The sequence below is a fragment of the Flavonifractor sp. An4 genome (assembly GCF_002161755.1).
Classification (GTDB): domain Bacteria; phylum Bacillota; class Clostridia; order Oscillospirales; family Oscillospiraceae; genus Flavonifractor; species Flavonifractor avicola.
Genome location: NZ_NFIL01000001.1, coordinates 150,861 through 174,687 on the forward strand (window position 1 = coordinate 150,861; position 23,827 = coordinate 174,687).

Annotated in this window: 22 protein-coding genes; 14 read left to right on the forward strand and 8 right to left on the reverse strand. The window is 53.9% G+C overall.

Translation table 11 applies throughout. From position 1 onward, the window contains the following. Positions 1-22: 22 nt before the first annotated feature. The 3 genes from B5F94_RS00640 to B5F94_RS00650 are packed head-to-tail and all read right to left on the reverse strand — an operon-like array spanning position 23 to position 3,985. Positions 23-1,825, reverse strand: a complete 1,803-nt coding sequence (locus B5F94_RS00640) for an ABC transporter ATP-binding protein (RefSeq protein ID WP_087326583.1) — start codon at positions 1,823-1,825, stop codon at positions 23-25. Next, positions 1,818-3,554: an ABC transporter ATP-binding protein gene (locus tag B5F94_RS00645; RefSeq protein WP_087326587.1), complete on the reverse strand. Its 1,737-nt coding sequence runs from the start codon at positions 3,552-3,554 to the stop codon at positions 1,818-1,820. Before B5F94_RS00645 ends, B5F94_RS00640 begins: the two co-directional genes overlap by 8 nt. Next, on the reverse strand, positions 3,551-3,985 hold the full coding sequence (locus B5F94_RS00650; RefSeq protein WP_087326590.1) for a MarR family winged helix-turn-helix transcriptional regulator: 435 nt from the start codon (positions 3,983-3,985) through the stop codon (positions 3,551-3,553). The genes B5F94_RS00645 and B5F94_RS00650 overlap by 4 nt, the downstream gene beginning before the upstream one ends. 154 nt (positions 3,986-4,139) lie before the next feature. On the opposite strand from B5F94_RS00650, the gene B5F94_RS00655 reads away from it, so the two are divergent. Both B5F94_RS00655 and B5F94_RS00660 read left to right on the forward strand, forming a co-directional pair. Then, a complete protein-coding gene (locus tag B5F94_RS00655; protein WP_087326595.1) occupies positions 4,140-6,131 on the forward strand; it encodes a fructose-1,6-bisphosphatase in 1,992 nt (663 codons plus the stop codon). A 150-nt stretch (positions 6,132-6,281) separates the two neighbouring features. Further along, positions 6,282-6,770, forward strand: a complete 489-nt coding sequence (locus B5F94_RS00660) for a DUF6530 family protein (RefSeq protein ID WP_087326598.1) — start codon at positions 6,282-6,284, stop codon at positions 6,768-6,770. 63 nt (positions 6,771-6,833) lie between these two features. Here the strand turns inward: B5F94_RS00660 and B5F94_RS00665 are convergent, their stop codons facing one another. The 3 genes from B5F94_RS00665 to B5F94_RS00675 form a co-directional block, all read right to left on the reverse strand. Then, entirely contained in the window at positions 6,834-8,267 is a 1,434-nt protein-coding gene (locus B5F94_RS00665) for a sodium-dependent transporter (RefSeq protein WP_087326601.1), read from the reverse strand. A 170-nt stretch (positions 8,268-8,437) separates the two neighbouring features. Beyond that, entirely contained in the window at positions 8,438-10,099 is a 1,662-nt protein-coding gene (locus B5F94_RS00670) for a tryptophanase (RefSeq protein WP_158099516.1), read from the reverse strand. A gap of 139 nt (positions 10,100-10,238) precedes the next feature. Continuing rightward, positions 10,239-10,616, reverse strand: coding sequence for a RidA family protein (locus B5F94_RS00675; RefSeq protein WP_087326604.1), 378 nt, complete (start codon positions 10,614-10,616; stop codon positions 10,239-10,241). A 283-nt stretch (positions 10,617-10,899) separates the two neighbouring features. Between B5F94_RS00675 and B5F94_RS00680 the strand changes: the two genes are divergently transcribed. Both B5F94_RS00680 and B5F94_RS00685 read left to right on the forward strand, forming a co-directional pair. Beyond that, on the forward strand, positions 10,900-11,580 hold the full coding sequence (locus tag B5F94_RS00680; RefSeq protein WP_087326607.1) for a helix-turn-helix transcriptional regulator: 681 nt from the start codon (positions 10,900-10,902) through the stop codon (positions 11,578-11,580). 43 nt (positions 11,581-11,623) lie between these two features. Beyond that, positions 11,624-12,292 carry a YczE/YyaS/YitT family protein gene (locus B5F94_RS00685; RefSeq protein WP_143383147.1) on the forward strand — a complete coding sequence of 223 codons (669 nt, stop codon included), beginning with the start codon at positions 11,624-11,626 and terminating at the stop codon, positions 12,290-12,292. A gap of 42 nt (positions 12,293-12,334) precedes the next feature. Here the strand turns inward: B5F94_RS00685 and B5F94_RS00690 are convergent, their stop codons facing one another. Continuing rightward, positions 12,335-13,708, reverse strand: coding sequence for a radical SAM protein (locus tag B5F94_RS00690; RefSeq protein WP_087188976.1), 1,374 nt, complete (start codon positions 13,706-13,708; stop codon positions 12,335-12,337). 200 nt (positions 13,709-13,908) lie between these two features. After that, on the reverse strand, positions 13,909-15,147 hold the full coding sequence (gene dinB, locus B5F94_RS00695; RefSeq protein WP_087188977.1) for a DNA polymerase IV: 1,239 nt from the start codon (positions 15,145-15,147) through the stop codon (positions 13,909-13,911). A gap of 160 nt (positions 15,148-15,307) precedes the next feature. Between dinB and B5F94_RS00700 the strand changes: the two genes are divergently transcribed. The 10 genes from B5F94_RS00700 (at position 15,308) to B5F94_RS00745 (ending at position 23,818) form a co-directional block, all read left to right on the forward strand. Next, entirely contained in the window at positions 15,308-15,685 is a 378-nt protein-coding gene (locus tag B5F94_RS00700) for a DUF5655 domain-containing protein (protein WP_087326613.1), read from the forward strand. Between the two features lie 79 nt (positions 15,686-15,764). Next, complete coding sequence (locus tag B5F94_RS00705) at positions 15,765-16,136, forward strand: hypothetical protein (RefSeq protein ID WP_087326618.1); 372 nt, start codon at positions 15,765-15,767, stop codon at positions 16,134-16,136. A gap of 503 nt (positions 16,137-16,639) precedes the next feature. After that, a complete protein-coding gene (locus tag B5F94_RS00710) occupies positions 16,640-17,230 on the forward strand; it encodes a helix-turn-helix domain-containing protein (RefSeq protein ID WP_087326621.1) in 591 nt (196 codons plus the stop codon). Further along, positions 17,227-17,502: a DUF6809 family protein gene (locus B5F94_RS00715; RefSeq protein ID WP_140397255.1), complete on the forward strand. Its 276-nt coding sequence runs from the start codon at positions 17,227-17,229 to the stop codon at positions 17,500-17,502. Before B5F94_RS00710 ends, B5F94_RS00715 begins: the two co-directional genes overlap by 4 nt. Before the next feature lie 4 nt (positions 17,503-17,506). After that, the gene (locus tag B5F94_RS00720) at positions 17,507-17,869 is read left to right on the forward strand and encodes a TnpV protein (protein WP_087326628.1); all 363 of its coding nucleotides are present in this window, start codon (positions 17,507-17,509) and stop codon (positions 17,867-17,869) included. 86 nt (positions 17,870-17,955) lie between these two features. Further along, positions 17,956-19,185 carry an ATP-binding protein gene (locus B5F94_RS00725; RefSeq protein WP_242957042.1) on the forward strand — a complete coding sequence of 410 codons (1,230 nt, stop codon included), beginning with the start codon at positions 17,956-17,958 and terminating at the stop codon, positions 19,183-19,185. A gap of 227 nt (positions 19,186-19,412) precedes the next feature. Continuing rightward, complete coding sequence (locus tag B5F94_RS00730; protein ID WP_087326633.1) at positions 19,413-20,471, forward strand: Fic family protein; 1,059 nt, start codon at positions 19,413-19,415, stop codon at positions 20,469-20,471. 6 nt (positions 20,472-20,477) lie between these two features. Beyond that, entirely contained in the window at positions 20,478-21,974 is a 1,497-nt protein-coding gene (locus tag B5F94_RS00735; RefSeq protein WP_087326637.1) for an HsdM family class I SAM-dependent methyltransferase, read from the forward strand. Further along, a complete protein-coding gene (locus tag B5F94_RS00740; protein WP_087326640.1) occupies positions 21,974-23,215 on the forward strand; it encodes a restriction endonuclease subunit S in 1,242 nt (413 codons plus the stop codon). The genes B5F94_RS00735 and B5F94_RS00740 overlap by 1 nt, the downstream gene beginning before the upstream one ends. A 9-nt stretch (positions 23,216-23,224) precedes the next feature. Further along, positions 23,225-23,818: a hypothetical protein gene (locus tag B5F94_RS00745; protein ID WP_087326643.1), complete on the forward strand. Its 594-nt coding sequence runs from the start codon at positions 23,225-23,227 to the stop codon at positions 23,816-23,818. The last annotated feature ends 9 nt before the right edge of the window (positions 23,819-23,827 follow it).

The window sequence follows — 23,827 nt, forward strand, 5'->3', positions numbered from 1 at the left end:
GACGGCGTCCTTTTTTATGGTTTTAGCTTAGTTCAAACATACCGTTGTACAGCTGATAATATTCTCCCTGCTGAGCCAACAGGTCCTCGTGGCTGCCCCGCTCCACAATCTGCCCCTGTTCCAGCACCATAATAGCGTCAGCATTACGGACCGTGGACAGCCGGTGAGCAATCACAAACACCGTCCGCCCCTCCATCAGCTGGTCCATTCCCTTTTCGATGAGGGCCTCGGTGCGGGTATCGATGCTGCTGGTTGCCTCGTCCAGGATGAGTACCGGCGGGTCAGCCACTGCCGCCCGGGCAATGGCAAGCAGCTGCCGCTGGCCCTGAGACAGATTGGCTCCGTCTGCCGTCACCATAGTGTCGTAGCCCTGGGGCAAGCGGCGGATGAAGGAATCGGCGTTGGCGATTTTGGCCGCCTTCTCCACCTCCTCCATGGTGGCATCCAGCTTGCCAAAGCGAATGTTATCCGCAATGGTTCCGGTAAAGAGGTGGGTATCCTGAAGCACCATGCCCAGGGATCGCCGCAGATCATCTTTCCGGATGTCCTTCACGTCAATGCCGTCATAGGTCACCCGCCCCTTTTGTACATCGTAGAAGCGGTTGATCAGATTGGTGATCGTGGTCTTGCCCGCGCCTGTAGAGCCCACAAAGGCGATCTTCTGGCCTGGCTTGGCAAAGAGGCTGATGTCTTTCAGAATGGGGTGACCGGCATCATAACCAAAGGTGACACCTTCAAAGCGGACATCCCCCCGCAAGGGCACCTCAGAGCCGTCAGACTTGCGCCAAACCCAGCCCCCGTCGCGCTTTTCCAACCTCACCTGACCGTCGTCCACCTCCGGGGTCTGGTCCATAGCCTCAAAAACCCGCTCGGCGCCAGCCAGGGCAGCCAGCAGGAAGTTGGTCTGCTGGGTAAATTGGTTGATGGGCATGGCGGCCTGACGCACAAAGACCAGATAGCTGGCCAAGCTTCCCACGTCGGTCATGCCTGCCATGGCCATATAGCCTCCCAGGGCAGCCACAATGGCATAGTTAATATAGGAGATGCTCACTACCGCAGGGATCATGGTGGCTGCGTAGCTCTGAGCACCGGTACCCGCCTTGCGAAGCGCTTCGTTTTTCTCTCGAAACGTCCGCAGGTTGGCTTTTTCATGGTTGAAGACCTTGACCACCTTCTGGCCCGCCACCATCTCTTCAATATAGCCGTCCAGATCACCCAACGCCCGCTGCTGCTTGTTGTAGTAGGCCTTGCTTCGCTTTCCGCTGTAGCGGATATAGAGAAACATGACCACATAGCATACCGCTACCACCAGGGTGAGCCGCCAGTTGAGGATGAAGAGCATGGTCAGGGTACCTGCTACCTGAATGAAACTCTGGATCACCATAGCGAAGCTGTTGTTCAGGGCATCCGAAATGGTGTCCACGTCGTTGGTGAAGTAGCTCATCACGTCGCCGTGGCGGCGGGTATCGAAGAAGCGGAGGGGCAGCTTCTGGAGATGGGCGAACAAGTCCCGGCGGATATCGTAAAGTACCTTCTGTGCCGCCTTCACCATGGTCTGGGTATAGCCCCAGGCCGCCAGGGCTCCCGTCAGATAGATGAGGGCAGTGATGGCCACCCCTCTCAGCAGGGCTTCCATCCCCCCTGTAGCCAGGTTATTGACCACCGGTCGGATCATATAGGTGCCCAGCAGGTTGGCCAGAGCACTGACAGTAACCAACACCGCTACCGCCAGCAGCAGGAACTTGTGTCTTCCCAGATAGGACAGAAGGGTGCGAATGGTGTAACCCAGGTGCTTGGGCTTTTTTGCGCTGAGCTGTCTAGCCATTCTCCTCCCCTCCTTTCATCTGGGATGCGTAAATCTCCTGGTAGATGGGGTCATGCTCCAACAGTTCCCTATGAGTGCCGGCGGCATGAATTCTGCCGTCCTCCAGGATGACAATAAGATCAGTGTGCATCACCGAGGTGACTCGCTGGGCAATAATAATCTTGGTCACGCCGGTAAGCTTGCTCAAAGCTCCACGGATCTTGCCCTCTGTTGCAGTATCTACCGCACTGGTGGAGTCATCAAAAATCAGGATCTTGGGGTTTTTCAACAGGGCTCGGGCAATACATAACCGCTGCTTCTGGCCGCCGGAGACGTTAACGCCCCCCTGCCCCAGATCGGTATCCAGGCCGTCCGGCATTCGCTCCAGAAATTCATCGGCGCAGGCCGCCCGGCAAGCCGCCCACAGAGCCTCATCGTCGGCATCCGGGTCGCCCCACTTCAGGTTCTCCCGGACAGTACCGGAGAAGAGCACATTTTTCTGGAGCACGATGCCCACCGCGTCCCGCAGAACGGTCAGATCGTAATCCTTTACATCGTGCCCACCAACCCGGACAGTACCTTCCGTGGCATCGTACAGCCGGGGAATGAGCTGTACCAGGGTAGTCTTGGCAGAGCCTGTGCCGCCCAGGATACCCACAGTCTGGCCTGCCCTGATATGCAGGTTCACCCCAGACAGAGCATACTCCCTGGCGTCGGTATGGTACTTGAAGGAAACACGCTCAAAGTCCACGCTGCCGTCGGGCACTTCCTCCACCGGCTGAGCGGGGGAAACAAGGGCCGGTTTCTCCTCCAATACCTCCGCAATGCGGTGGGCACTGGCCAGAGACCGAGTGAGCAGCAGGAACACATTGGAAATCATCATGAATGAGTTCATCACCTGGAGCACATAGCTGAGAAAGCCGGTCAGTTCCCCCACCTGGAGACTGCCCCCCAGGATCATGCCGCCGCCGAACCACAGAATGAGCACGATGGCAGTATACATCGTGAACTGGAAGGCTGGCAGATTAAGCACCGCAAAGTGGAAAGTCCGCTGACTTGTAGCCATCAACTCCTCATTGACCGACTGGAACTTCTCCTCCTCATACTCGCCCCGCACAAAAGCTTTTACCGCCCGGATGGCGGTAAGTCCCTCCTGAACCACATTGTTCAGCTTATCCATGGCCTTCTGGAGTCTGCCATACATGGGCGCTACTTTACGCACCACAAAGAAGAGGATGAGTGCCAGAATGGGGGCAGTCACCACAAAAATCAAGGCCAGCCGGGCATTCATCCAGAAGGACAATCCTAATCCCATCACCAGCATCACCGGACTTCTCACCAGAGGCCGCAGTCCGCCGTTGATGGCATTTTGCAGCACCGTAACATCGGTGGTCATACGAGTCACCAGAGAGGAACTTTCAAATCGGTCCAGGTTGGAAAAGGCATAGTCCTGGATCCGCTCATACTGGGCCTCCCGGATACGGGCGCCCCAGCCGTAGGCCGCCCGGGCGGCAAACCGTGCATACAGCAGGCCGGTAATCAAAGCCAGCAGGGCGCACGCGCCCATCTGTACACCCTTGACCACAATATAATTCAGATCCCGGTTCTCTACTCCCACGTCAATGAGGTCAGCCATCAGCACCGGGATCACCAGCTCAAAGGCGGTCTCCACCAGCACCAATAATCCGCCCAGAAACAGGTCCCGGCGGTAGGGGCCCAAATAGGACAGCAGGCGTTTCAGTTCTTTCATGACCGTCCCTCCCCTGCTGTCTTCAGATTGCGGTACGCCCGGCTCAGGTAGCCGGCGAACCGCTCCCGCTCCTCCGGCGTAAACCCCTCCAGCATCCGTTCCTCTATGGTCCGGCAGCAGTTCCGCCAGGCGTCATAAGCATTCCGGCCCGCGGGAGTGATCTCTATCCGCTCCCGGCGCTTGTCCCGTCCATCCCCGCATCGGGTCACGAAGCCGCCCTTTTCCAGGCTGTCCAGCATCCGGCATACCGCCGCCGGATCGATCTCAAAGTAGTCGGCCAGCTGACGCTGGCGGCTGGGACCATGCTGGCTGAGATAGCCCAGCAGTTTGGGCTGACCGGTTCCCAGTCCTACCTCCGCCAGGCAGGGACGCAGCGCCCCCCGCTGGGCATGAAAAGCCCGGTAGAGCAGCATATGGAATGTCTTTTCCATCCACTCACCTTCCTAATTGACATATCAACGATTGACATATCAATTATATCCCGAGATTTTACACTGTCAAGTCCAACAACGGTTGGATTCTACTTGCAACCAGCCACATAAAGTGGGATAATATTGGCAACGACATCCAAAAGGAGGCCCTCCCATGGAAGGTAAGAAAGCATACCGTCCGGAAAACCTGCACTATCTGAAAATGCTGGCCCGGCAATACCCAAATGTCCAGGCTGCCAGCACCGAGATCATCAACCTCCACGCCATTCAGAACCTGCCCAAAGGCACTGAGCACTTTATCTCCGACGTACACGGCGAGTATGAGGCCTTCCTTCACATCCTGAACTCGGCTTCCGGCGTGGTACGCGAGAAGCTGGACAGCCTGTTTGCCACCACCGTATCCAAGGCCGATCTGGACCAGCTGGCCACCCTTATCTACTATCCCCAGGAAAAACTGGAGGAGATCGAGCGGGAGACCACTGATATGCGGGAGTGGTATCGCATCACCTTCCACCGCCTGATCGAGATGTGCCGTCTGGTCAGCTCCAAATACACCCGTTCCAAGGTCCGTAAGGCTATGCCTCCTGAGTACGCCTACATCATCGACGAAATGATCCATACCCACTACGAGGACATGGACAAGCGGGACTATTACGAGAATATCATTTCCACCATCATCGACATCGACCGGGCCTCCAACTTCCTGGTGCAGCTGTGCGAGCTCATCAAGCGACTGGCGGTGGACCATCTTCATCTGGTGGGCGATATCTTTGACCGGGGTCCCCGGGCGGATATCATTCTGGACTCTCTGATGGACTACCACAGTGTAGACATCCAGTGGGGCAACCACGACGTGCTGTGGATGGGGGCCGCCTCCGGCTCCCGCACCTTGGTGGCTACCGTACTGGCCAACTCTCTGCGCTACAACAATCTGGAAGTCATCGAGACGGGCTACGGCATCTCTCTGCGGCCTCTGTCGGTCTTTGCCAACGAGGTATACAAGGACTGCGACATCCACTGTTTTGAGGTGAAGCTGACCAACGAAGACGCCGCCCACTACACGGAAAAGGATAAGCTGCTGGCCGCCCGAATGCACAAGGCCATTACCATCATTCTCTTCAAGCTGGAGGGGCAGAAGCTGCTGCGCAACCCCTGCTTTGGTATGGCGGACCGGCTGCTGCTGGACAAAATCGACTATGAGAATAAGTGCATCACTATCAATGGCACCACTTATCCCTTGGAGGATACCGACTTCCCCACTGTAGACCCCAACGATCCCTATACCCTTACCGAGGAAGAGAGTACCCTCATCAATCAGCTGACCAGCTCCTTCCTCCACAGCGAGAAGCTCCAGCGGCACATCCGCTTTCTCTATTCTAAGGGTTCCCTGTACAAAATTTATAACGGCAACCTGCTTTTCCATGGCTGCATCCCCATGATGGAAGACGGCCAGCTCCAGTCCTTTACCATCGGCGGCGTCACACTGTCGGGCAAAGCCTTCTTGGACTATGCCGATCAGAACGCCCGCCAGGCCTACTATAGCAAGCCCGGTTCCCCTGAGCGGCAGTTTGGTATGGACTTTCTGTGGTTTCTGTGGGCGGGCCGCAACAGCCCCATCTTTGGCCGTGACCGTATGACTACCTTTGAGCGCCGGTTCATTCTGGATGAGTCCACCTGGACCGAGCCCAAAAACGCCTACTATCAGCTGTACAACGACCCCGCTGTGTGTGAGTTCCTGCTGAAGCAGTTTGGTCTGGAGGGACCTCACTGCCACATCATCAACGGACACATCCCGGTAAAGTCCAAAAAGGGCGAGAGCCCCATGAAGGCAGGCGGCAAGCTGCTGGTTATCGACGGCGGCTTCTGCAAAGCCTATCAGAAAACCACCGGTATCGCAGGCTACACGCTGATTTACAACTCCGCCTGCTTCCGTCTGGTCTCCCACGAGCCCTTTGTTGGGCGGGCCAACGCCATCCGGGAAAACCAGGACATCGCCTCTACTTCGGTGGTATTTGAGCGGTTGGAATCCCGGCTGAAAATCGCCGGGACTGACGTGGGCCGCCAGCTCCAGGAGCAGATCGACGATCTGATGGCTTTGGTACAGGCCTTCCGCAATGGTGAGATCGTAGAAGACCACAAGGACTGACTTATTAAAAAATGCCGGCCGCAAATGCGGCCGGCATTTTTTGCTCACCCAACTGGTATATCTTCTTGACTGCGCTCCCCTTCTTGTGTTAAACTCCATTTACTAATTTAGTAATTTAGTAAATAACTAATTTGTCATCAGGAGGTTACCATGCAAATCCCCACGAATTTGAAACACAAACCTGTCTTTGTGGCAGAGGACTACGGCAATATCGACGGCCGCAGCGCTTATCAAACCGACGCCCAGGGTCTGAGCCTTGGCCTGGCCCAATGGAATGACCGGGGCCGGGTGGATATCTCCGCCAAAGTCTGGCGGCACACTGGTGAAAAGTGGTCCCGCCAGTCGGAGGAGCTCCCCCTCCACCGGGTGCTGGACCTGGCTATCCTCACCTGCCGGGCAGTCCACTACATTCGGGAGGAGAGCTACCGCTTCCCTGCTCTGTATGATCCGGACACCCCTCAGATCGACCGGGTGGATCTCCAGGGAGACGCTATGACGGTAGAGGTATGTACCGGCAACGACCATATCTGCGAGGATATTGCACTCTTTCGGGATGCGTTGGCTCGGGATGGTGATCTGCTGGGAGAACGAATGCAGGTTTTGGCCCGCCTGCTGGCTGACCTGGGCTATCATGGATAATAAAAAATGGTCCGCTGCAAATGCAGCGGACCATTTTTACCCATATTACGATGCAATGTACGATTAGCCAAGGGTCTGACCAAGCACGATAAAGACAATCGCTCCACCGATCAGTGCCACAGCGCACAGAGGCACATAGACATATTTTCCGAAGGAATGGAACCAGCCGCCGATAGGCTTCTTGGCGCCCTGGTTCACGGCGTCCAGAGCGGTCTTCTTCTTCATGACCCAGAAGAACATAATGCCAGCCAGCATTGCGCCCAGAGGGCAGATATAAACAGAAACCAAATCCATCCACTGGGAGGTCCAGGGCTGGATGAGCAGAGCCACAACCAGACCGATGACGTGGATCACGATGGTGGACACCACGCGGTTGAGTTTCAGCTTCTCCTGCAGGAAGGCCACGGGGGTCTCGTACAGGTTGATGATGGAGGTGGTGCCGGCGAAGAGCACGGCGATGAAGAAGAAGGCGCCGATGACCCAGCCGATGCCGCCCATGCCGTTGAACACACCGGGCAGAGCGATAAACATGAGGCCAGGGCCGCCGCTGGACACGTCGCTGCCGGTGGTGGCCATAGCGGGGATGATGACGAACATGGCCACCAGAGCAGCCAGGGTATCAAACACGGCCACGTTGCGGGCGGAGGAGCCGATGGCCACATCCTTGCCCAGGTAGGAGCCGTAGATGACCGAGCCGTTGCCGGCCACCGACAACGAGAAGAACGCCTGGCCGAAGGCGAAGAGCCAAATCTCCCAGTTCTGCAGACCCTTGGGATCCAGGGAGAAGATGAACTTGTAGCCGTCGCCGGCGCCGGGCAGGGTGGCGATGTACACCGCCATAACCAGGAACAGGCCGAACAGCAGGGGGATCATGATCTTACAGGCCTTCTCAATGCCGCCGGACACGCCCAGCGCCATGATGATGACGGAGACCACGATGGCCACGATGATCCAAACGCCGTTGCCGATGCCGAAGATGCCGTTCTGGAGCATCATGCCGACGCCCTCACCCAGAGTAGCGGACTCGGGAGCGGCCTGACCGAAGGCGCCGCCGATGGCGGCGGCATCCTGGCCCAGGGCGAACAGGTCGCCGCAGATGGCCATTTTGGTGTACTTGAAGATCCAGCCCATGACCACGGTGTAGCCGATGGCCAGACCCATGGAGCCGATGACGGGGATGGCGCCGATGACTTCGCCGATGCGGCGCTTGCCGCCCCGGTCCTCAACGGCCTTGCCGAAGGAGCCCACGGGGCCCGCACCGCCCCAGCGGCCCAGGGCGAACTCCTCCATCACGCCGGACATACCGATGACAATAACGAACAGGAAGTACGGAAGCAGGAATGCCATGCCACCATATTGCTTATATTTGGCGACCATGTAGGGGAAGCGCCAGATGTTGGCCATGCCTACGGCAGAGCCGATACAGGCGAGGATAAATCCCCATTTGCTTTTGAAACCATCCCGGTTTTCCACATTGTTAGGAGCGGAGCCTGACATAATAGACCCTCCTTATTCCCTCTAAAATTGTCTGACAAACCTTTGCTGTATACGGGCAGCGGCGCCCGACGAACGAAGTATTGAGTTCGCGGGCGCCGCCGTTCATTGTGTCTGCATACTTCCGCGTGATGCAGTTACGTCACATTGTGTTTTAGCTGCAGCGCCGCCTCTTACTTCTCCTCGTTGGGATAGGGCTCCAGGAAGGCGTGGAAGTGACGCATGGGCAGCTTGTGACCCCAGAGGATACGCATGTTGGGGATGGACTCACGGTCCTTGTACAGCTGAGCCACAGCGGCGATGACGTAGTCCAGGTGCTCCTTGGTCAGGCGGCTGCGGTCGATCGCGAAGCGGACCACGTTGGCCAGCTCAGCCTGCTGCTCGGGAGTCTTCAGGTCGTACTCCATGGAGAAGTCGCCCAGCTCGGACACACGGATACCATAGCGGCGGATCAGCTCCAGAGAGAAGCCGGTGCCGGCGAAGGTGGTGTGATCGCGCTTGCCGTCGAAGAACTCGTCCATGTTGATGTACACAGCGTGGCCGCCGGCGGGCAGAACAACGCCCTTAACGCCGTTCTTGTAGAAGCCCTGAGCCAGGTACTCACACTGCATGGCACGGTCATGCTGATAGTTGAAATCGCAGGACTCATAGAGGCCGGCAGCCAGAGCCATGATGTCACGGCCGGACATACCGCCGTAGGAGTCGTTGCCGTAGCAGGAGATCTGCTTAACCTTGATCAGCACGCCCACGTCGGTCTTGACGGTGCCGTCCTCGTTGAAGTCGGAGAACTTCTTCCAGAACAGGCCCTTGTCGCGGAAGGCCAGCATACCGCCCATGTTGGCATGGCCGTCCTTCTTGGCGGACATGGTGAAGGCGTCGCAGTAGGAGAACATCTCGGTGGCGATCTCAGCGATGGACTTGTCGGCGTAGCCTTCCTCGTTCATCTTGATGTAGTAAGCATTCTCAGCCCAGCGGGCCACGTCGAAGACCAGAGGAATGTCATACTTGTGAGCCACGCGGTTGATCTCACGGATGTTAGCCATGGAGACAGGCTGGCCGCAGATGGGGTTGTTGGTGATGCAGGTGAAGATCAGGGGCACGTTGTCCACGCCCACGGCATTGATCAGCTGCTCCAGCTTCTCGATGTCCATGTTGCCCTTGAAGGGGTTCTTCTCGTACTTGCCGCCTTCGGGAACTTCGTACAGCAGCTCCTTGTTGTACAGGTTACGAGGAATGGAACCCATCTGCTTGATGTTGCCCTCGGTGGTGTCGAAGTGACCGTTGGAGGGGATGGTGAAGACCTTGCCGGGATGACGGGCAGTGAGGATCTTCTTCACGATCTCCATCAGCACGGACTCAGCGGCACGGCCCTGCTGGATAATGAAGGCGTTGGGGCGCTCCATCTGCTTGGCGCCGCCGTTGAACAGGCCGCCCTCGTACTCGCAGAGGAACAGCTCGTCCATCAGCTTCTCCAGGTCGCGGCAGTCGGTGCGGACCAGGTCGATGCTCTTCTTCCAGTTCTTCTCGCCGCCGCGCTCGAAGATATCGCGGAAAGTGTCAAGAAGCACATAGTAGCCGGTGTTGCGGCCATAGGCCTCGTCGCCCAGGAACAGGGTGGCCCACTGCTGGTTGGTCATGGCGGTGGTGCCGGAGTCGGACAGCATATCAACGGTCAGCAGTCCGGAGGGGAAGGAAAACTCGTTCCAGTGGGTGGCGTTCAGAGCACGCTCACGCTGCTCAACAGTGGCCTGGGGCAGATCGCGCACCGCAAAGGCGCAGTGCTGGGGCATCTCAACATTCTGAGCCAGAGGATAGTGCTTCACATTCTTGTCCATTTTGTTTACCTCCATTTAATTTGGCGCTTTGCGCCATCATTTTACTAGAGGATACCCCGGTCGTCGGAAGCCGGCGATTCCGGCTCCTGCAACTGGCGGACAGTAACCTTTCCGAATGTGGTTATAGGTACTTGGAACTTTACTTAACTGCGATAACCTCGATCTCCACAAGGGCGTCCTTGGGCAGCCGGGCAACTTCCACAGCAGAGCGGGCAGGATAGCCGCCCTCACCGAAGAAGGTGGCATACACCTCGTTCATAGCACCGAAGTTGTTCATGTCGCTGAGGAACACGGTGGTCTTGACGACCTTATCCATGCCCAGGCCAGCCTCGGCCAGGATGGACTTCACGTTGGTCAGGGACTGACGGGTCTGCTCCGCGATGCCCTCGGGGAACGCACCGGTAGCGGGATCGATGGGCAGCTGGCCGGAAGTGATGACCAGGCCGTCGATCTCAACCGCCTGAGCGTAAGGGCCGATGGCCGCAGGCGCCTTGTCGGTATTGACGATTTTCTTCATGTTTGTTTTCCGCCTCCTTTTCACTTGGCAACAATAATTTATCACGCAGATAATTTTTTGTCAACACGTTTTTGTTCATTTCGTATGATTTTACAATTCAGCTCTCAGATTTTGTAGGAATTATCAATATAATTTTTTGCCGCGGCACAAAAAATTTTTTCTCTTGAGAAAATTGCTCTAATCTTGTTTTGACAATATTCTTATTATCAGCTATACTAAGTATAGATGCGTCTTTGGGACAAGCAGGTAATTTGAGCCAAAATCAAGGATAGAGGTGAGCCGATTGGCCAGTCCATTGTTGCAGCACTATATCAAGTTGACTGAATTTTTGGGCTATGCCCTGGGGCCCGATTATGAGGTAGCTCTTCATGATCTGACCGACAAAGATCGCTCCATTGTGGCCATTGCCAACAACCACGTCAGTGGTCGCGAGGTGGGCGCCCCTCTGACTAATGTTGCCCTGCGCATTCTGCGGGACAAAAGTTATGAGAATCAGGACTATATCCTTCACTATTTAGGAGTATCCAGCACCGGCAAGACCCTGCGCTCTTCCACCATGTTCATCAAACACGACGGCAAGCTGATCGGAATGCTGTGCATCAATTTTGATGACAGCCGATTCCAGGCAGTGAGCGATGCCTTACTGCGGCTCTGCCACCCCGATCATTTTGTTGATACCAATTTTCAGGTGGATGAGACTGTGGCAGACCGTTTTGCTCCGGCAGAGCGCTTCCACAACTCCATCCACGGTGTGGCTACCGAGGCGGTACTTCGGGAACTGGACCGCAGAAACATCACGGCGGACCGTCTCAATTCCGAAGAACGCATTCAGATCATCGGCGCACTGGACAGCGAGGGCGTTTTCCTGCTCAAGGGCGCTGTAAAAGATGTGGCCGACGCTCTGGAATGTTCCCAGGCCAGCGTATATCGTTACCTGAGTGCGATCCGCAAGGAAGAGACCTGAGGTCTCTCCCCTTTTCCTCAGTTCTATGGGAGGTAAGATCAAGATGGGTTATCACTATCCCCGCCGGCTGCTCTGGGTAGTTCTGGGCATGGTGATCAGCGCGGTGGGTATCGTTATGATGTTGCAGGCCAACATTGGCCTGGAGCCATGGAGCGTCCTGCAGCAGGGTATGGCCCAAACCTTCGGCATCACTTACGGCACCGCCTCCATCATCGTGGGCGCAGCCGCCATCGGTGTTGCCATTCTATTTGGCGAGGGTTTCGGCCTGGGTACAATTTTAAATATCACCCTATGTGCCATTTTTATCGATTATATGTTGGCCCAGGGATGGATTCCTCTGATGGAAAACCTGTTCTCCGGTATTCTGATGCTGTTAGGCGGCCTGGAACTGCTGGCCATTGGGACCTGGCTGTACATGAAAGCGGCTCTGGGCGCCGGTCCCCGGGATTCCCTGATGGTGGCTCTGGCCCGCAAGACCAAACGGTCTGTCGGCCTATGCCGGGCAGTGGTGGAGATTGGCGTTATTATTCTCGGCTGGCTGCTGGGCGGCCAGGTGGGAATCGGCACAGTTATCTCCGCTATCGTGTTGGGTACCCTGTTCAATCTGAATTTTGCCCTCTTCCGCTTCCGCGCGGCAGAGGTTCATCAGGAAAATCTGATGGAAAGCTTCCGCAATCTGGCCAGCAGAATGCACAGCCCTTCCCACGGATAAAAAAATTCCTCCGTCCTGAGACGGAGGAATTTTTTTATGTAATTACTTGTTGCCGCTGCAGGCAGTGCAGCCGCCGCACTGGGGGTGGGACTGGGCCCACAGCTTGTCGGCGGTGGGCTTCCAGTTGTCGGCGTAGGGGTGGGTCTTGGAGGTCAGGTGCTCCACGGTCTCGGGAGACTGAGGATCGGTGGAGTGAGCGCCGGTCTTGTTGACGATCTCCTCGATGCGCTCGGGGTTCTCCAGCATGGGGCAGGGACGGAGCATATTGTCATTGAAGGGCTGGTTGTCATGGTAGGCCATGAACAGCGGGGACTGCAGGCACTCCAGCAGGGTCTTTTCGTGGATGTTGGAGTCGGAGTAGTGGATAAACACGCAGGGATCCACGTCGCCGTTGGCATTGATGTGCAGGTAACGGCGGCCGCCGGCAATACAACCGCCCACATACTCACCGTCATTCTGGAAGTCCATGGCGAAGATGCCCTTGGTCTGACGCATGGCGCGGATGCGGTGATAGATCTCCTCACGCTGCTCGGGGGTGGGCATCAGCTCAGGAGCGGCATCGTTGCCAACAGGCATATAGTGGAAGAACCACACAAAGTAGGCGCCTAGGTCGATGATCTTGTCGTAGAACTCCTCGCTGGTGATGTCCTTGTAGTTCACGCTGGTGTAGCAGGTGGAGATACCGAAGGGCAGGTGATGGCTCTTCAGCAGGGCCATGGCGTTGGTGACCTTCTCGTATACACCCTGGCCGCGGCGGCTGTCGTTGGCCTCCTCAAAGCCCTCCAGGCTGATGGCGGGAATGAAGTTCTTCACCCGCAGCAGATCCTGGCAGAACTCCTCGTCAATGAGGGTGGCGTTGGTGAAGGACAGGAAAGCCACGTCGTTGTGCTTCTCACACAGGGCAATGATGTCTTTCTTGCGCACCAGGGGCTCGCCGCCGGTGTAGATGTACATATAGATGCCCAGTTCCTTGCCCTGGGTGATGATGGAGTCGATATCGTCAAAGGACAGATTCAGCTTATTGCCGTACTCCGCCGCCCAGCAGCCGGTGCAGTGCAGGTTGCAGGCAGAGGTGGGGTCCAGCAGAATGGCCCAGGGAATATTGCAGCCGTACTTCTCACGCATCTTCTCCTGCTTGGGCCAGCCCACCAGGTTGGCGTTGACGAAGAAGTTGTTGAACACGGTCTTGAGCACATCGGGGTCGGTCTGGGTCCAGACCTTCTCGATCAGCTGGTGCCAGCAGGAATCCTTGTCGTTGATGGCCTTGTCGAACGCCTCACGCTGAGTGGACAGGGTGTCCCCGGAGAACTTATTGACCAGGTCCATAACCTTGCTCATATTGTTCATAGGGTCTTTATCCAGATAATCAAACACCTTGGCCAGGCCATAGCGCTTCAGACTGTCAGGAATTTTCATCTTTATTTTCCCCTTTCACGGCATAACAATACCTATCATTGTGTGTCATGATACCTTTTCTGACGAAAATTGAAAATAGACAAAACCCGTTTCATGTCCAAACTCTATACAAAAACAGCAGTTTGCTTAAAAGCGTTTCAGATTTTCGCCTTAGTTTTATATAATTTTATCCATCCTATAATATAGTTTGTAAGACTATATCAGTCCCCCGGCGGCAACCGCTGGTCCTCCCTGTCCGGCTCTCCCGCTGGATGGACGGCAGAAGCAATGGAGATGGCTCCCCTCCCATATTTGTCCCGGATGGAATCCATGGCCTTCTCCAGCTTCTCCAGCTTATCGCGGCAGGGTATGGCGTCGGCGGCAAACAGATCCACCTGCTCCCCTGCGTCCCGCTCCTCCACCAGGTTCTGGGCCGTAATGGTAAGGGCCCGGACTGGCTGCCGCTCACTCCAACAGCTGTGCAGCAGCTCCATCCCGCACTGCGCCAGGTCCCGGGAGATATAAGTGGGGGCACTAAGCCGCTTCTGGCGGCAGATATCCTTAAAGGACGGATCACGCACGGTGATCTGTACGGTGGTACATTTGAGTCCGTGCTTGCGCAGCCGGACCGCAACCTCGTCCGCCAACTCAGACAGCGCCGTACGCAGCTGCTCCCAGCCCACCAGATTTTTAGGGAAGGTCAGTCCGTTTCCCACCGACTTGGGCCCTGGCATATCCCGGGCAGGTACCACCGGGGCGTGTTCCCTGCCCGTGGCATAGTCGTGGAGGGTATATCCTCCCTTGCCCAGAATCTGCCCCAGGCTCTCCCGGTCAAACCGGGCCAGATCACCAATGGTGCGTATCCCGTAGCCATTGAGCACCCTGGCCGCCGCACGGCCCACAAAGAGCAGATCGGTCACCGGCAATGGCCAGAGCAGCTGTTGAAAGTTTTCCCGGGTGATCACCGTTGTGGCGTCCGGTTTTCGGTAGTCGCTGCCCATTTTCGCAAATACCTTATTAAAGGAAACGCCCACCGATACCGTCAGCCCCAATTCCTGCCGCACTGTTTGGCGAATCTGGTCGGCCAAAGCCTTTCCATCCCCTCCAAAGAGATGAAGGGTCCCGGTCACATCCAACCAGCTCTCGTCAATGGAGAAGGGCTCCACCAGATCGGTATACCGTTCATAGATGGCATTCACCTTTTTGGAATACTCCCGATACTTCCAGTGGTGGGCCGGCAGCAATACCAGGTCCGGACACTTCCGTCTGGCCTGCCAGATGGTCTCTGCCGTCTGTACTTTATACTTTTTGGCCAGCTCATTTTTGGCCAGAATGATTCCATGGCGACTCTCCGGGTCACCACATACCGCCGCCGGCCTGTCCTTTAACTCCGGATGATCCAGCAGCTCCACCGATGCGTAAAAGCTATTCAAATCACAGTGAAAAATGACCCGGTCCAAGCACTTCCCTCCCCTCTCCCAAAAAGATACGGCTGATTTTTTTATTATATGCTTTTTTTGCCGCAAAGTCAAACATTCGTTCTATTCGCTGTATTCCAGGGGAACACCGCTGTTCATGGCTGCATGGATATGATACACTGATAGCAAAGGAGCGGTTTTCATGGACGAAAACGCTCTGCTGTTTTTTCAGCAGGATATAGAGGTGCTGCCGCTGTATGAGCGGTTGGAAGGCCTGATCTTGGACCGGATTGCCGATGTACAAATCAAGGTACAGAAAAGCCAGATTTCCTTTTATAACCGGCATATGTTTGCCTGCGTCTCCTTTAGCAAAGTCCGCAAGGCCAAGGATCGCCCCGCCCACTACATTGTGGTCACCTTTGGCCTGGATCACCGTCTGGAATCCCCCAGAATCGATGTGGCTACCGAGCCTTATCCTAACCGCTGGACCCATCATGTACTGATTGCAAGCCCAGACGAAATCGATGATGAACTGATGGGATGGATCTACGAGGCCAGCGTCTTTTCCGCGCTCAAATAGTCCTTTAATTGCTTTTCTCCCGTATTGACACCCTCATCAAGTCGTGTTGGAATTCTATCAGAATACAGAGGTAGTTTGTATGAATTATGACACCATTATTTTAGAACTTTTTTCAAGGATTCAAAAGCTCGAGGAGGAGGTAAAATCTTTGCAGGAAGTCATTGGCTGCGCCTCCACCGAGAATACGGCAGGAGATAATCCCAAAACCACCACAGGAGATATCCGGACTTATATTGAAAGCCAAAAATTGCAGGCATACAGCAGCGGGCAAACCGAGCTTACACTAAAGGCAAATGATATTCATAAGAATCTGCAATTAAAAAACAGGATGCCAATGGTATGTAATGCCATGAGACAATGTATGGCCGACCATGATGTCGTGCTGCATGACACCGCCAGCGGACACTCATCTACCCTGGAAATCAAGTACCATCTTTCAGGCAAAAGCTGATCCAGTACAGAACGTCCGGTAATGTCAATGTATAATGCAGAAAGATACAGATGGTATCTTTGCGGATCTTGGTATGTGAGGTAACGACCAAGGACAATGATACGGACTGTTCTACTTTGCATCCTCCGTCGAGATAGAAAAAGGCTCCAGAAGCAGATTGCTTCTGGAGCCTTTGGCGCAGCGGGAGGGATTCGAACCCTCGTGCGGTTGCCCGCAAACTGATTTCGAGTCGGTTGTCCAATTATGCACTTCTTGAAATTTCCAGGCGTTTTGAGGCGGTTTTATCCGCTTCCAATCTCTTGTGCCACAGCGGTTTGCGCCGATTGATCCAGCCCCATGTCCTCAAACCCCTGAAATTCGAATAAAAGCCCGTTTTGGCCGTTTTTGGAGAGAACTCAAGCATTTTGGAGAGAACTGCGGAGAGAACTGGGGGAGAAAGTGCCCACCTGGCAACACACAGGAAATGGCTTTTTTGATGCGACATTTCTGACGAGGTGATTGCCATGAATTACGAGCCAATTAACTGGGATACCGTCCCCGACGTGATGAGCAAAGACCAGTTCTATAAGCTGTGCCACATCAGCAAATCCACCGCCAGGTACCTGCTCCAAACCGGCAAGGTGCCCTGCCGGTATACCGGCAAAAAGACCCGCTGCTATCAGATCCGCAAAGAGGATGTGCAGACTTATCTCCGGAGAAAGGGAATCTGCCCGGAGTTATATCTGCCCCAAAACACAAAGCGCAAGACGAAATTTCCGGCTCTGACGTCGAAGGAGCTGCCGGAGAAAACCAAAAAGGCATTGAAAGGATACCTCCTCCGGCTGATGAAGGACTGCCCCGACGTGATGTCAGGCAGACAGGTGGCCAAGTTGATCGGTTACGGTCCCACCACTGTCCATCAGTGGTGTCGCAAGGGTGAGCTGTACTACATCCAGTCCGGCGGCAGCTACTATATCCCCAAGGCAGTCCTGATTGACTTTATTTGTTCCATGCGGTTCCGTACGATCCACCGCAAATCCCAATGGCATATCGTCACCATGATGTCCTTCCATAAGGAGATGGATGCCCATGCCAAGCAGAAGGAGGGCAAATGATGCGCTATCTGGAGCAATTCTTCTATGGCAATATGGACCCACAGGCCCGGGAAAGCATCCATCCCGAAGCAATGAGGAAGGTGCAACGTACACTTTCTGACCTGGAGAAATGGTTGCTGGAGCAGCTTGAGGAACCTCAGAGGGATCGTTTCTTGGCGTATACCGACGCCTGGAGCGAGCTGAATGCCCGCTGTGACCTGGACAGCTTTGTCTGCGGCTTTCGCATGGGTGCCAGGTTGACCCTGGATACTTTTATGACGGAGGAGGAATAGACCTATGAGTCAATCTTTGACCTATACCCAGGTGGAGGACTATTACTACCCTGATCTCTGCTTGCCGGAGACAGATGACCGACCGCTTGGCAAGTACGGTATGCTTCGCAAAACCTATCTGAAGCAGCACAGGCCCATACTGTACGACCGTTTGCTGCTGGTTGGGCAACTGGACAGCCATCTGGCAGAGATCGACCTGCGGGCCGAAGAAATGGTGATTGATATGGTGGAAAAGATGGCAGCTACCAGTGGAGTAGACGAGCGCCTGAAGGAGTCAGACCAGATGGCATGGGTAGGAGCCATGAACAATTTCAGGGCTGCTGCCGAAGAGGTTGTCCTGCGGGAACTGATATACATGATACCATAATAAATTGGATTATAGACTTGTCACACCTATATTTTTCGGGTAAAATAGGATTATAATCTGATATTATCCGAAATGAGGTGAAGGATATGTACGTTACCCGCCACATGGAGCCGGTGGTTCTGGAGGTCTCCTCCCAGTATCCCGCATTGCTGATCGTAGGTCCCCGGCAGGTGGGCAAGACCACCATGTTGGAGCATCTGATCGAGATAGAGGGACGGGGACGAACGGTTGTCACACTGGACGACCTCACAGAGCGTGAGCTTGCAAAGACCGACCCCAAGATGTTCTTCCAGCTTCATAAGCCGCCCCTCCTGATCGACGAGGTGCAGTATGCCCCGGAGCTGTTCCCTTACATCAAGATGATGGTGGATCAGCGCCACCAGCCGGGTGACTTCTGGATGACCGGCTCTCAGCTGTTCAAAATGATGGAGGGTGTGCAAGAATCTCTGGCAGGGAGAGTGGCTTTGCTCCATTTGTCCCCTATGTCTCAGAGTGAGATTCTCCATTATCCTGCCACGGGCCCCTTCCGAGTAGATCTGAATGCGCTGCAAGAGCGGCAGCAACACTGCCAGATATGCGATACTCCGACCATGTATCAGCGGATTTTCCGAGGTGGTATGCCTGCACTGGTCACTGGCCAGTATACCAACGCCAATCTGTTCTATTCCAGCTATATTGATACCTACATGGAGCGTGATGTGCGGCGACTGTCCTCTGGGATCGACAGCTTGAAATTCCTGCGGTTTCTGCGGGCCACCGCCGCCCGTGCCGGTCAGCAGGTGAACTACAAGGGCATTGCCGATGATGCAGAGATCGACCAGGCCACGGCCAAGAGTTGGCTGCATATTCTGGAGGCGCTGGGTATTATATTTCTGCTGCACCCCTATTCCAATAATCTGCTGAAACGGACGGTCTCCACGCCCAAGCTGTATTTTTACGACACCGGCCTGGTGTGCTATCTGACCCGGTGGACCAGCCCAGAGACGGCTATGGCTGGGGCCATGAACGGGGCGCTTCTGGAGAATTTCACAGTGTCCGAGGTCATGAAATCCTACCAGAATGCTGGACAGGAGCCGTTTCTCTATTACTATCGGGACAGCGACGCCAAGGAGATCGACCTACTGCTGGAGCAGGATGGAAAGCTCTACCCCTTGGAAATCAAGAAGATGGCTACCCCACCGAAAAAGCTCACAAAGGTCTTTGAACTGATCGACAAATCTCCGCTCCAGCGTGGTACCGGCGCGGTACTGTGCATGGCGGAAACCCTGGGGGCCTTTGATGAGAACAATTTGATTGTACCCATTGGGTTAATATAATGCCCTACTTGCCTCTGCCGGTCTATCGGCAGAGGCTTTTTTGCCATTGTTTGAGTGGATTGCACCTCGAACGCCGCTGGCAAGACATAGATGAGTTCCCAAGATTCATTTATATCATTTCGTTAAAAATGATATAAATGAATCTTGACGAAAACAATTTTACTTGATATAGTTTAATTGTATCATTGCAAGCAAAATGATGAAATTGACGCAGAGCGAGGTATAGAATGCGCACCTACGATTTTACCAAAAACTACGCGGAGCTGCTCACGCCGGACATTGTGGCCCTGCTGACTCAGATCCATGAATATAAGGGTGAACAGGCTCTGTTTATTGAAGCCAAGGCCGATGCCCTGACCAAGCTGGTGGAGATTGCCAAGATCCAGAGTACCGAGGCCTCCAACAAAATCGAGGGCATTTATACCTCGAACGAGCGCCTGAAAAAGCTGGTGCAGGACAAGACCACCCCACGCACCCGGAACGAACAGGAGATTGCCGGTTACAGGGATGTGCTGGCCACCATCCATGAGAACTTTGACTATATCCCGCCCAAATCCTCCCTGATCCTCCAACTCCACCGGGATCTTTATAAATTCAGCGGCGCATCCTACGGCGGCAACTACAAAACAGCGGACAATGTAATCGCCGAAACGGATACCCAGGGGAACAAAACCGTTCGTTTCCAGCCACTCCCCGCCTGGGAGACACCGGAGGCGGTGGACAACCTCTGCCGGGCCTACGAGGAGGCTGTGGGTGCCGGTGAGATGAACCCTCTGCTGCTGATCCCCATGTTCATTCTGGACTTCCTCTGTATTCATCCCTTTAACGACGGCAACGGCCGTATGAGCCGCCTGCTGACCCTGCTGCTGCTCTACCGGGCAGGCTATATCGTGGGCAAATATATCAGTATTGAAAAACTCATTGAGGAGAGCAAGGAGACCTACTATGAGGCCCTCCAGCAAAGCTCTCAGGGGTGGCACGAGGGAGCCAATGACTACGCCCCTTTTGTGCGCTATACCCTGGGCGTAGTGGCGGCAGCCTACCGGGACTTTTCCACCCGTGTGCAGGTCCTGGCCGTCAGTGGCATGAGTAAGCCGGACCGCATCCGGGAGATCATTAAGGGTACCCTTGGAAAGATCACCAAGGCAGAGATCATTGAACAGTGCCCCGATATTAGTAAAATCACGATACAGCGCACTTTGGCCGACCTGCAGAAGAGCGGGGAAATTCTGAAACTCAGCGGCGGGCGCTATACCGCCTATATCTGGAACCGGGAAAAGGAGTAAGAGAACATGATCACTGGCGAACTGAAAAACAAAATCGACCGCCTCTGGGAGACCTTCTGGACCGGCGGCATTACCAACCCTCTGGACGTGGTGGAGCAGATGACCTATCTCATGTTCATCCACGACCTGGACGCCGCCGACAACCAGCGGGCCAAGGAGAGCGCCATGCTGGGCCTGCCCCACAAGAGCATCTTTTCCGGCGAGGTACAGGTGGGCGAGCGGACCATTCCGGGCAATCAGCTCAAATGGTCAGTGTTCCACGACTTCCCCGCCGGGCAGATGTATTCCGTCATGCAGGAGTGGGTGTTCCCCTTTATCAAGAACCTCCACGCCGACAAGGACAGCGCCTACGCCAAGTACATGGGAGACGCCATTTTCAAGATTCCAACGCCCCTGATCCTGGATAAGATCGTTACAGCCATGGACGAGATCTATGACCAGGCGGACAAGCTCCACGATGCCGATGTCCGGGGCGACATCTACGAATACCTCCTGTCCAAAATCGCCACCGCCGGGGTCAACGGCCAGTTCCGTACCCCCCGGCACATCATCCGCATGATGGTGGATATGATGGCCCCCCGGGCGGATGATGTAATCTGCGACCCGGCCTGCGGCACCTCCGGCTTCCTGGTGGCGGCGGGGGAATACCTCAAAGAGAACCGCAAAGAGGAAATCTTTTTTGACCGCCAGAAAAAAGACCACTACATGAACCATATGTTCCACGGCTACGATATGGACCGCACCATGCTGCGCATCGGAGCCATGAACATGATGACCCACGGCATCGACAACCCCTATATCGAGTACCGGGACAGCCTCAGCGACCAGAACACCGACCGGGAGAAGTATTCTCTCATCCTGGCAAATCCTCCCTTCAAAGGGAGCCTGGACGCGGACATCGTGTCTGCTGACCTGCTGAAGGTGTGTAAGACCAAGAAAACCGAGCTGCTGTTCCTGGCTCTTTTCCTGCGGATGCTCAAAGTGGGCGGGCGGTGCGCTGTTATCGTACCCGACGGGGTGCTGTTCGGCTCCTCCAAGGCCCACAAGGATATCCGCAAGGAGATCGTGGAGGGCAACCGGCTGGAGGCGGTGATCTCTATGCCCAGCGGGGTGTTCAAGCCCTACGCCGGGGTGTCCACGGCGGTGCTGGTGTTCACCAAAACGGGCTACGGCGGCACAGATGATGTGTGGTTTTACGATATGAAGGCCGACGGTTTCTCCCTGGACGATAAGCGCACTGAGGTGAAGGAGAACGACGTCCCCGACATCGTCAAGCGGTTCCATAACCGGGAGGGGGAGAAGGACCGGGAGCGCACCGAGCAGTCCTTCCTGGTGCCCAAGGAGGAGATCGCCGAGAATGGTTATGATCTCTCCATCAACAAGTACAAGAAGGTGGAGTATGTTCCCGTGGAGTACCCTTCTACCCAGGAGATTCTGGCCGACCTCAATGAGCTGGAGAGGGAGATCACCAAGGGCCTGGCGGAACTGGAGGAGATGGTGTGATGGCTACATGGGGAGAACTTAAAAAAGCTGGGATAACATGGAGCGAGTCTAGTAAAATGACTTGGGGGAAGTTGAAAGAATTTTGCACAATTAATCCCAAAGCTAAGCAAATTCCAGATGATATGGAAGTCTCTTTCGTGCCCATGCAGCGAGTTAGTGATACCGGAGATGTGCAGACGGATGAAATAAGAAAAGCCGCAGACGTTAAAAAAGGATTTACCTTTTTCGAAGAAGGTGATGTCCTCTTTGCAAAAATAACTCCCTGTATGGAAAACGGAAAAGGTGGAATTGCTTGGGGCTTAAAAAATGGTGTTGGCTTTGGAAGTACAGAATTCCATGTTCTGCATCCAGACCCGGAGAAGGTTTCAAGTGAGTGGCTGTATTATTTGACTTCTTGGGATGAATTTCGCAAACAATGTGCCCGAAATATGACCGGAAGTGCTGGTCAAAAAAGAGTACCTAAATCTTATCTTGAGCAGTATAAAGTGTACATCCCTTCGCTGGAGGAACAGCGCCGCATTGCCGCCCTGCTGGACAAGGTCAGCGACCTGATCGCCAAGCGCAGAGCGCAGCTGGACAAGCTGGATCTGCTGGTCAAAGCCCGGTTTGTGGAGCTGTTTGGGGATCCGTTTATCAATTCAATGGCATGGAAAAAGATAAAAATTATAGATGCTGTTACAGTTGAACCGCAAAACGGAATGTATAAACCACAGTCTGATTATGTTACAGATGGTTCAGGAACTCCAATTTTAAGAATCGATGGTTTCTATGATGGTGTAGTAACTGACTTTTCCTCGTTAAAGAGATTGCGTTGCAATGATAAAGAGAAGCAGAAATATCTTCTAAAGGAAAATGATATTGTCATAAATAGGGTAAACAGCATTGAATATCTTGGAAAATGTGCTCATATTACGGGGCTTATAGAAGAAACTGTTTATGAATCAAATATGATGAGAATGCACTTTGATACAGCACGCTTTAATCCCGTATATATAACTCATTTGTTGTGTAGCCGATTTGTCTATGACCAAGTAGTCAATCACGCAAAAAAAGCAGTCAATCAAGCAAGCATCAATCAAAAAGATGTCCTTGATTTTGATATATATCAGCCCTCGATTGATCTTCAAAATGTGTTTGCAGATTTCGTCAATCAGGTAGAGCAATCAAAATTGAAGCTTCGTCAGAGCCTCGATAAGCTGGAAACACTGAAAAAAGCTCTGATGCAGCAATATTTTGGGTGAGGTAATAAAATGGAACTGCCGTTTGAAAACACAGTAAATACTGCTATTGACAAAATTGCAGATGGTGTTATCACTAAAATGAATCATGCCGAAGAGCGGCGCAATAGAGAATTTGCATATCAACTCAAAGAGCTTGAATTTTATAAGAGTAACTACGAAAAAGATTTAAAGGATATTTTTGATTTTTGGTTTGAAGTAGTAAGAGTTGTGCATATCAAGGATAATCCTCATTTAAGTGCACCAGAACAAAAGAAATATAACGACAAATACAAAGAATTAATACAAATTGACAAAATATCAAGATACAAAATGAAAACTATAAAATATGGCGGGACTGAAACTGGCAGGGTTTTAGCAATCGAAAATAAACTTCATCAAAAAAAGTATGATGATAAGCCAAAATATGTTCCATTATTGATGTGGTGTTCGATATTATCAGTTTTAAAGAAAGATATCTTAGGTCAAGAAATTAGCTCCAATGATATCATACAGATCTTGGTAAATAATTTTGATGATAATCTTTCTGAACTTGAAAAAGCCAAAAAATATGTAAAGAAAATATATAAGGATACTTATGGAGAAGACCCCTATTGGGTTAGCTGAGGTGATACC

What these genes read in the sequence shown, in the direction of transcription:
- B5F94_RS00725 (WP_242957042.1), top strand. Translation starts at nt 17,956, where the DNA reads ATGTACGTTACCCGCCACATGGAGCCGGTGGTTCTGGAGGTCTCCTCC.
- B5F94_RS00670 (WP_158099516.1), bottom strand. Translation starts at nt 10,099, where the DNA reads ATGGACAAGAATGTGAAGCACTATCCTCTGGCTCAGAATGTTGAGATG.
- B5F94_RS00645 (WP_087326587.1), bottom strand. Translation starts at nt 3,554, where the DNA reads ATGAAAGAACTGAAACGCCTGCTGTCCTATTTGGGCCCCTACCGCCGG.
- B5F94_RS00745 (WP_087326643.1), top strand. Translation starts at nt 23,225, where the DNA reads ATGGAACTGCCGTTTGAAAACACAGTAAATACTGCTATTGACAAAATT.
- B5F94_RS00665 (WP_087326601.1), bottom strand. Translation starts at nt 8,267, where the DNA reads ATGTCAGGCTCCGCTCCTAACAATGTGGAAAACCGGGATGGTTTCAAA.
- B5F94_RS00640 (WP_087326583.1), bottom strand. Translation starts at nt 1,825, where the DNA reads ATGGCTAGACAGCTCAGCGCAAAAAAGCCCAAGCACCTGGGTTACACC.
- B5F94_RS00700 (WP_087326613.1), top strand. Translation starts at nt 15,308, where the DNA reads ATGGACGAAAACGCTCTGCTGTTTTTTCAGCAGGATATAGAGGTGCTG.
- B5F94_RS00690 (WP_087188976.1), bottom strand. Translation starts at nt 13,708, where the DNA reads ATGAAAATTCCTGACAGTCTGAAGCGCTATGGCCTGGCCAAGGTGTTT.
- B5F94_RS00685 (WP_143383147.1), top strand. Translation starts at nt 11,624, where the DNA reads ATGGGTTATCACTATCCCCGCCGGCTGCTCTGGGTAGTTCTGGGCATG.
- B5F94_RS00655 (WP_087326595.1), top strand. Translation starts at nt 4,140, where the DNA reads ATGGAAGGTAAGAAAGCATACCGTCCGGAAAACCTGCACTATCTGAAA.
- B5F94_RS00660 (WP_087326598.1), top strand. Translation starts at nt 6,282, where the DNA reads ATGCAAATCCCCACGAATTTGAAACACAAACCTGTCTTTGTGGCAGAG.
- B5F94_RS00650 (WP_087326590.1), bottom strand. Translation starts at nt 3,985, where the DNA reads ATGGAAAAGACATTCCATATGCTGCTCTACCGGGCTTTTCATGCCCAG.
- B5F94_RS00715 (WP_140397255.1), top strand. Translation starts at nt 17,227, where the DNA reads ATGATGCGCTATCTGGAGCAATTCTTCTATGGCAATATGGACCCACAG.
- B5F94_RS00735 (WP_087326637.1), top strand. Translation starts at nt 20,478, where the DNA reads ATGATCACTGGCGAACTGAAAAACAAAATCGACCGCCTCTGGGAGACC.
- B5F94_RS00730 (WP_087326633.1), top strand. Translation starts at nt 19,413, where the DNA reads ATGCGCACCTACGATTTTACCAAAAACTACGCGGAGCTGCTCACGCCG.
- B5F94_RS00710 (WP_087326621.1), top strand. Translation starts at nt 16,640, where the DNA reads ATGAATTACGAGCCAATTAACTGGGATACCGTCCCCGACGTGATGAGC.
- B5F94_RS00720 (WP_087326628.1), top strand. Translation starts at nt 17,507, where the DNA reads ATGAGTCAATCTTTGACCTATACCCAGGTGGAGGACTATTACTACCCT.
- B5F94_RS00675 (WP_087326604.1), bottom strand. Translation starts at nt 10,616, where the DNA reads ATGAAGAAAATCGTCAATACCGACAAGGCGCCTGCGGCCATCGGCCCT.
- B5F94_RS00705 (WP_087326618.1), top strand. Translation starts at nt 15,765, where the DNA reads ATGAATTATGACACCATTATTTTAGAACTTTTTTCAAGGATTCAAAAG.
- B5F94_RS00740 (WP_087326640.1), top strand. Translation starts at nt 21,974, where the DNA reads ATGGCTACATGGGGAGAACTTAAAAAAGCTGGGATAACATGGAGCGAG.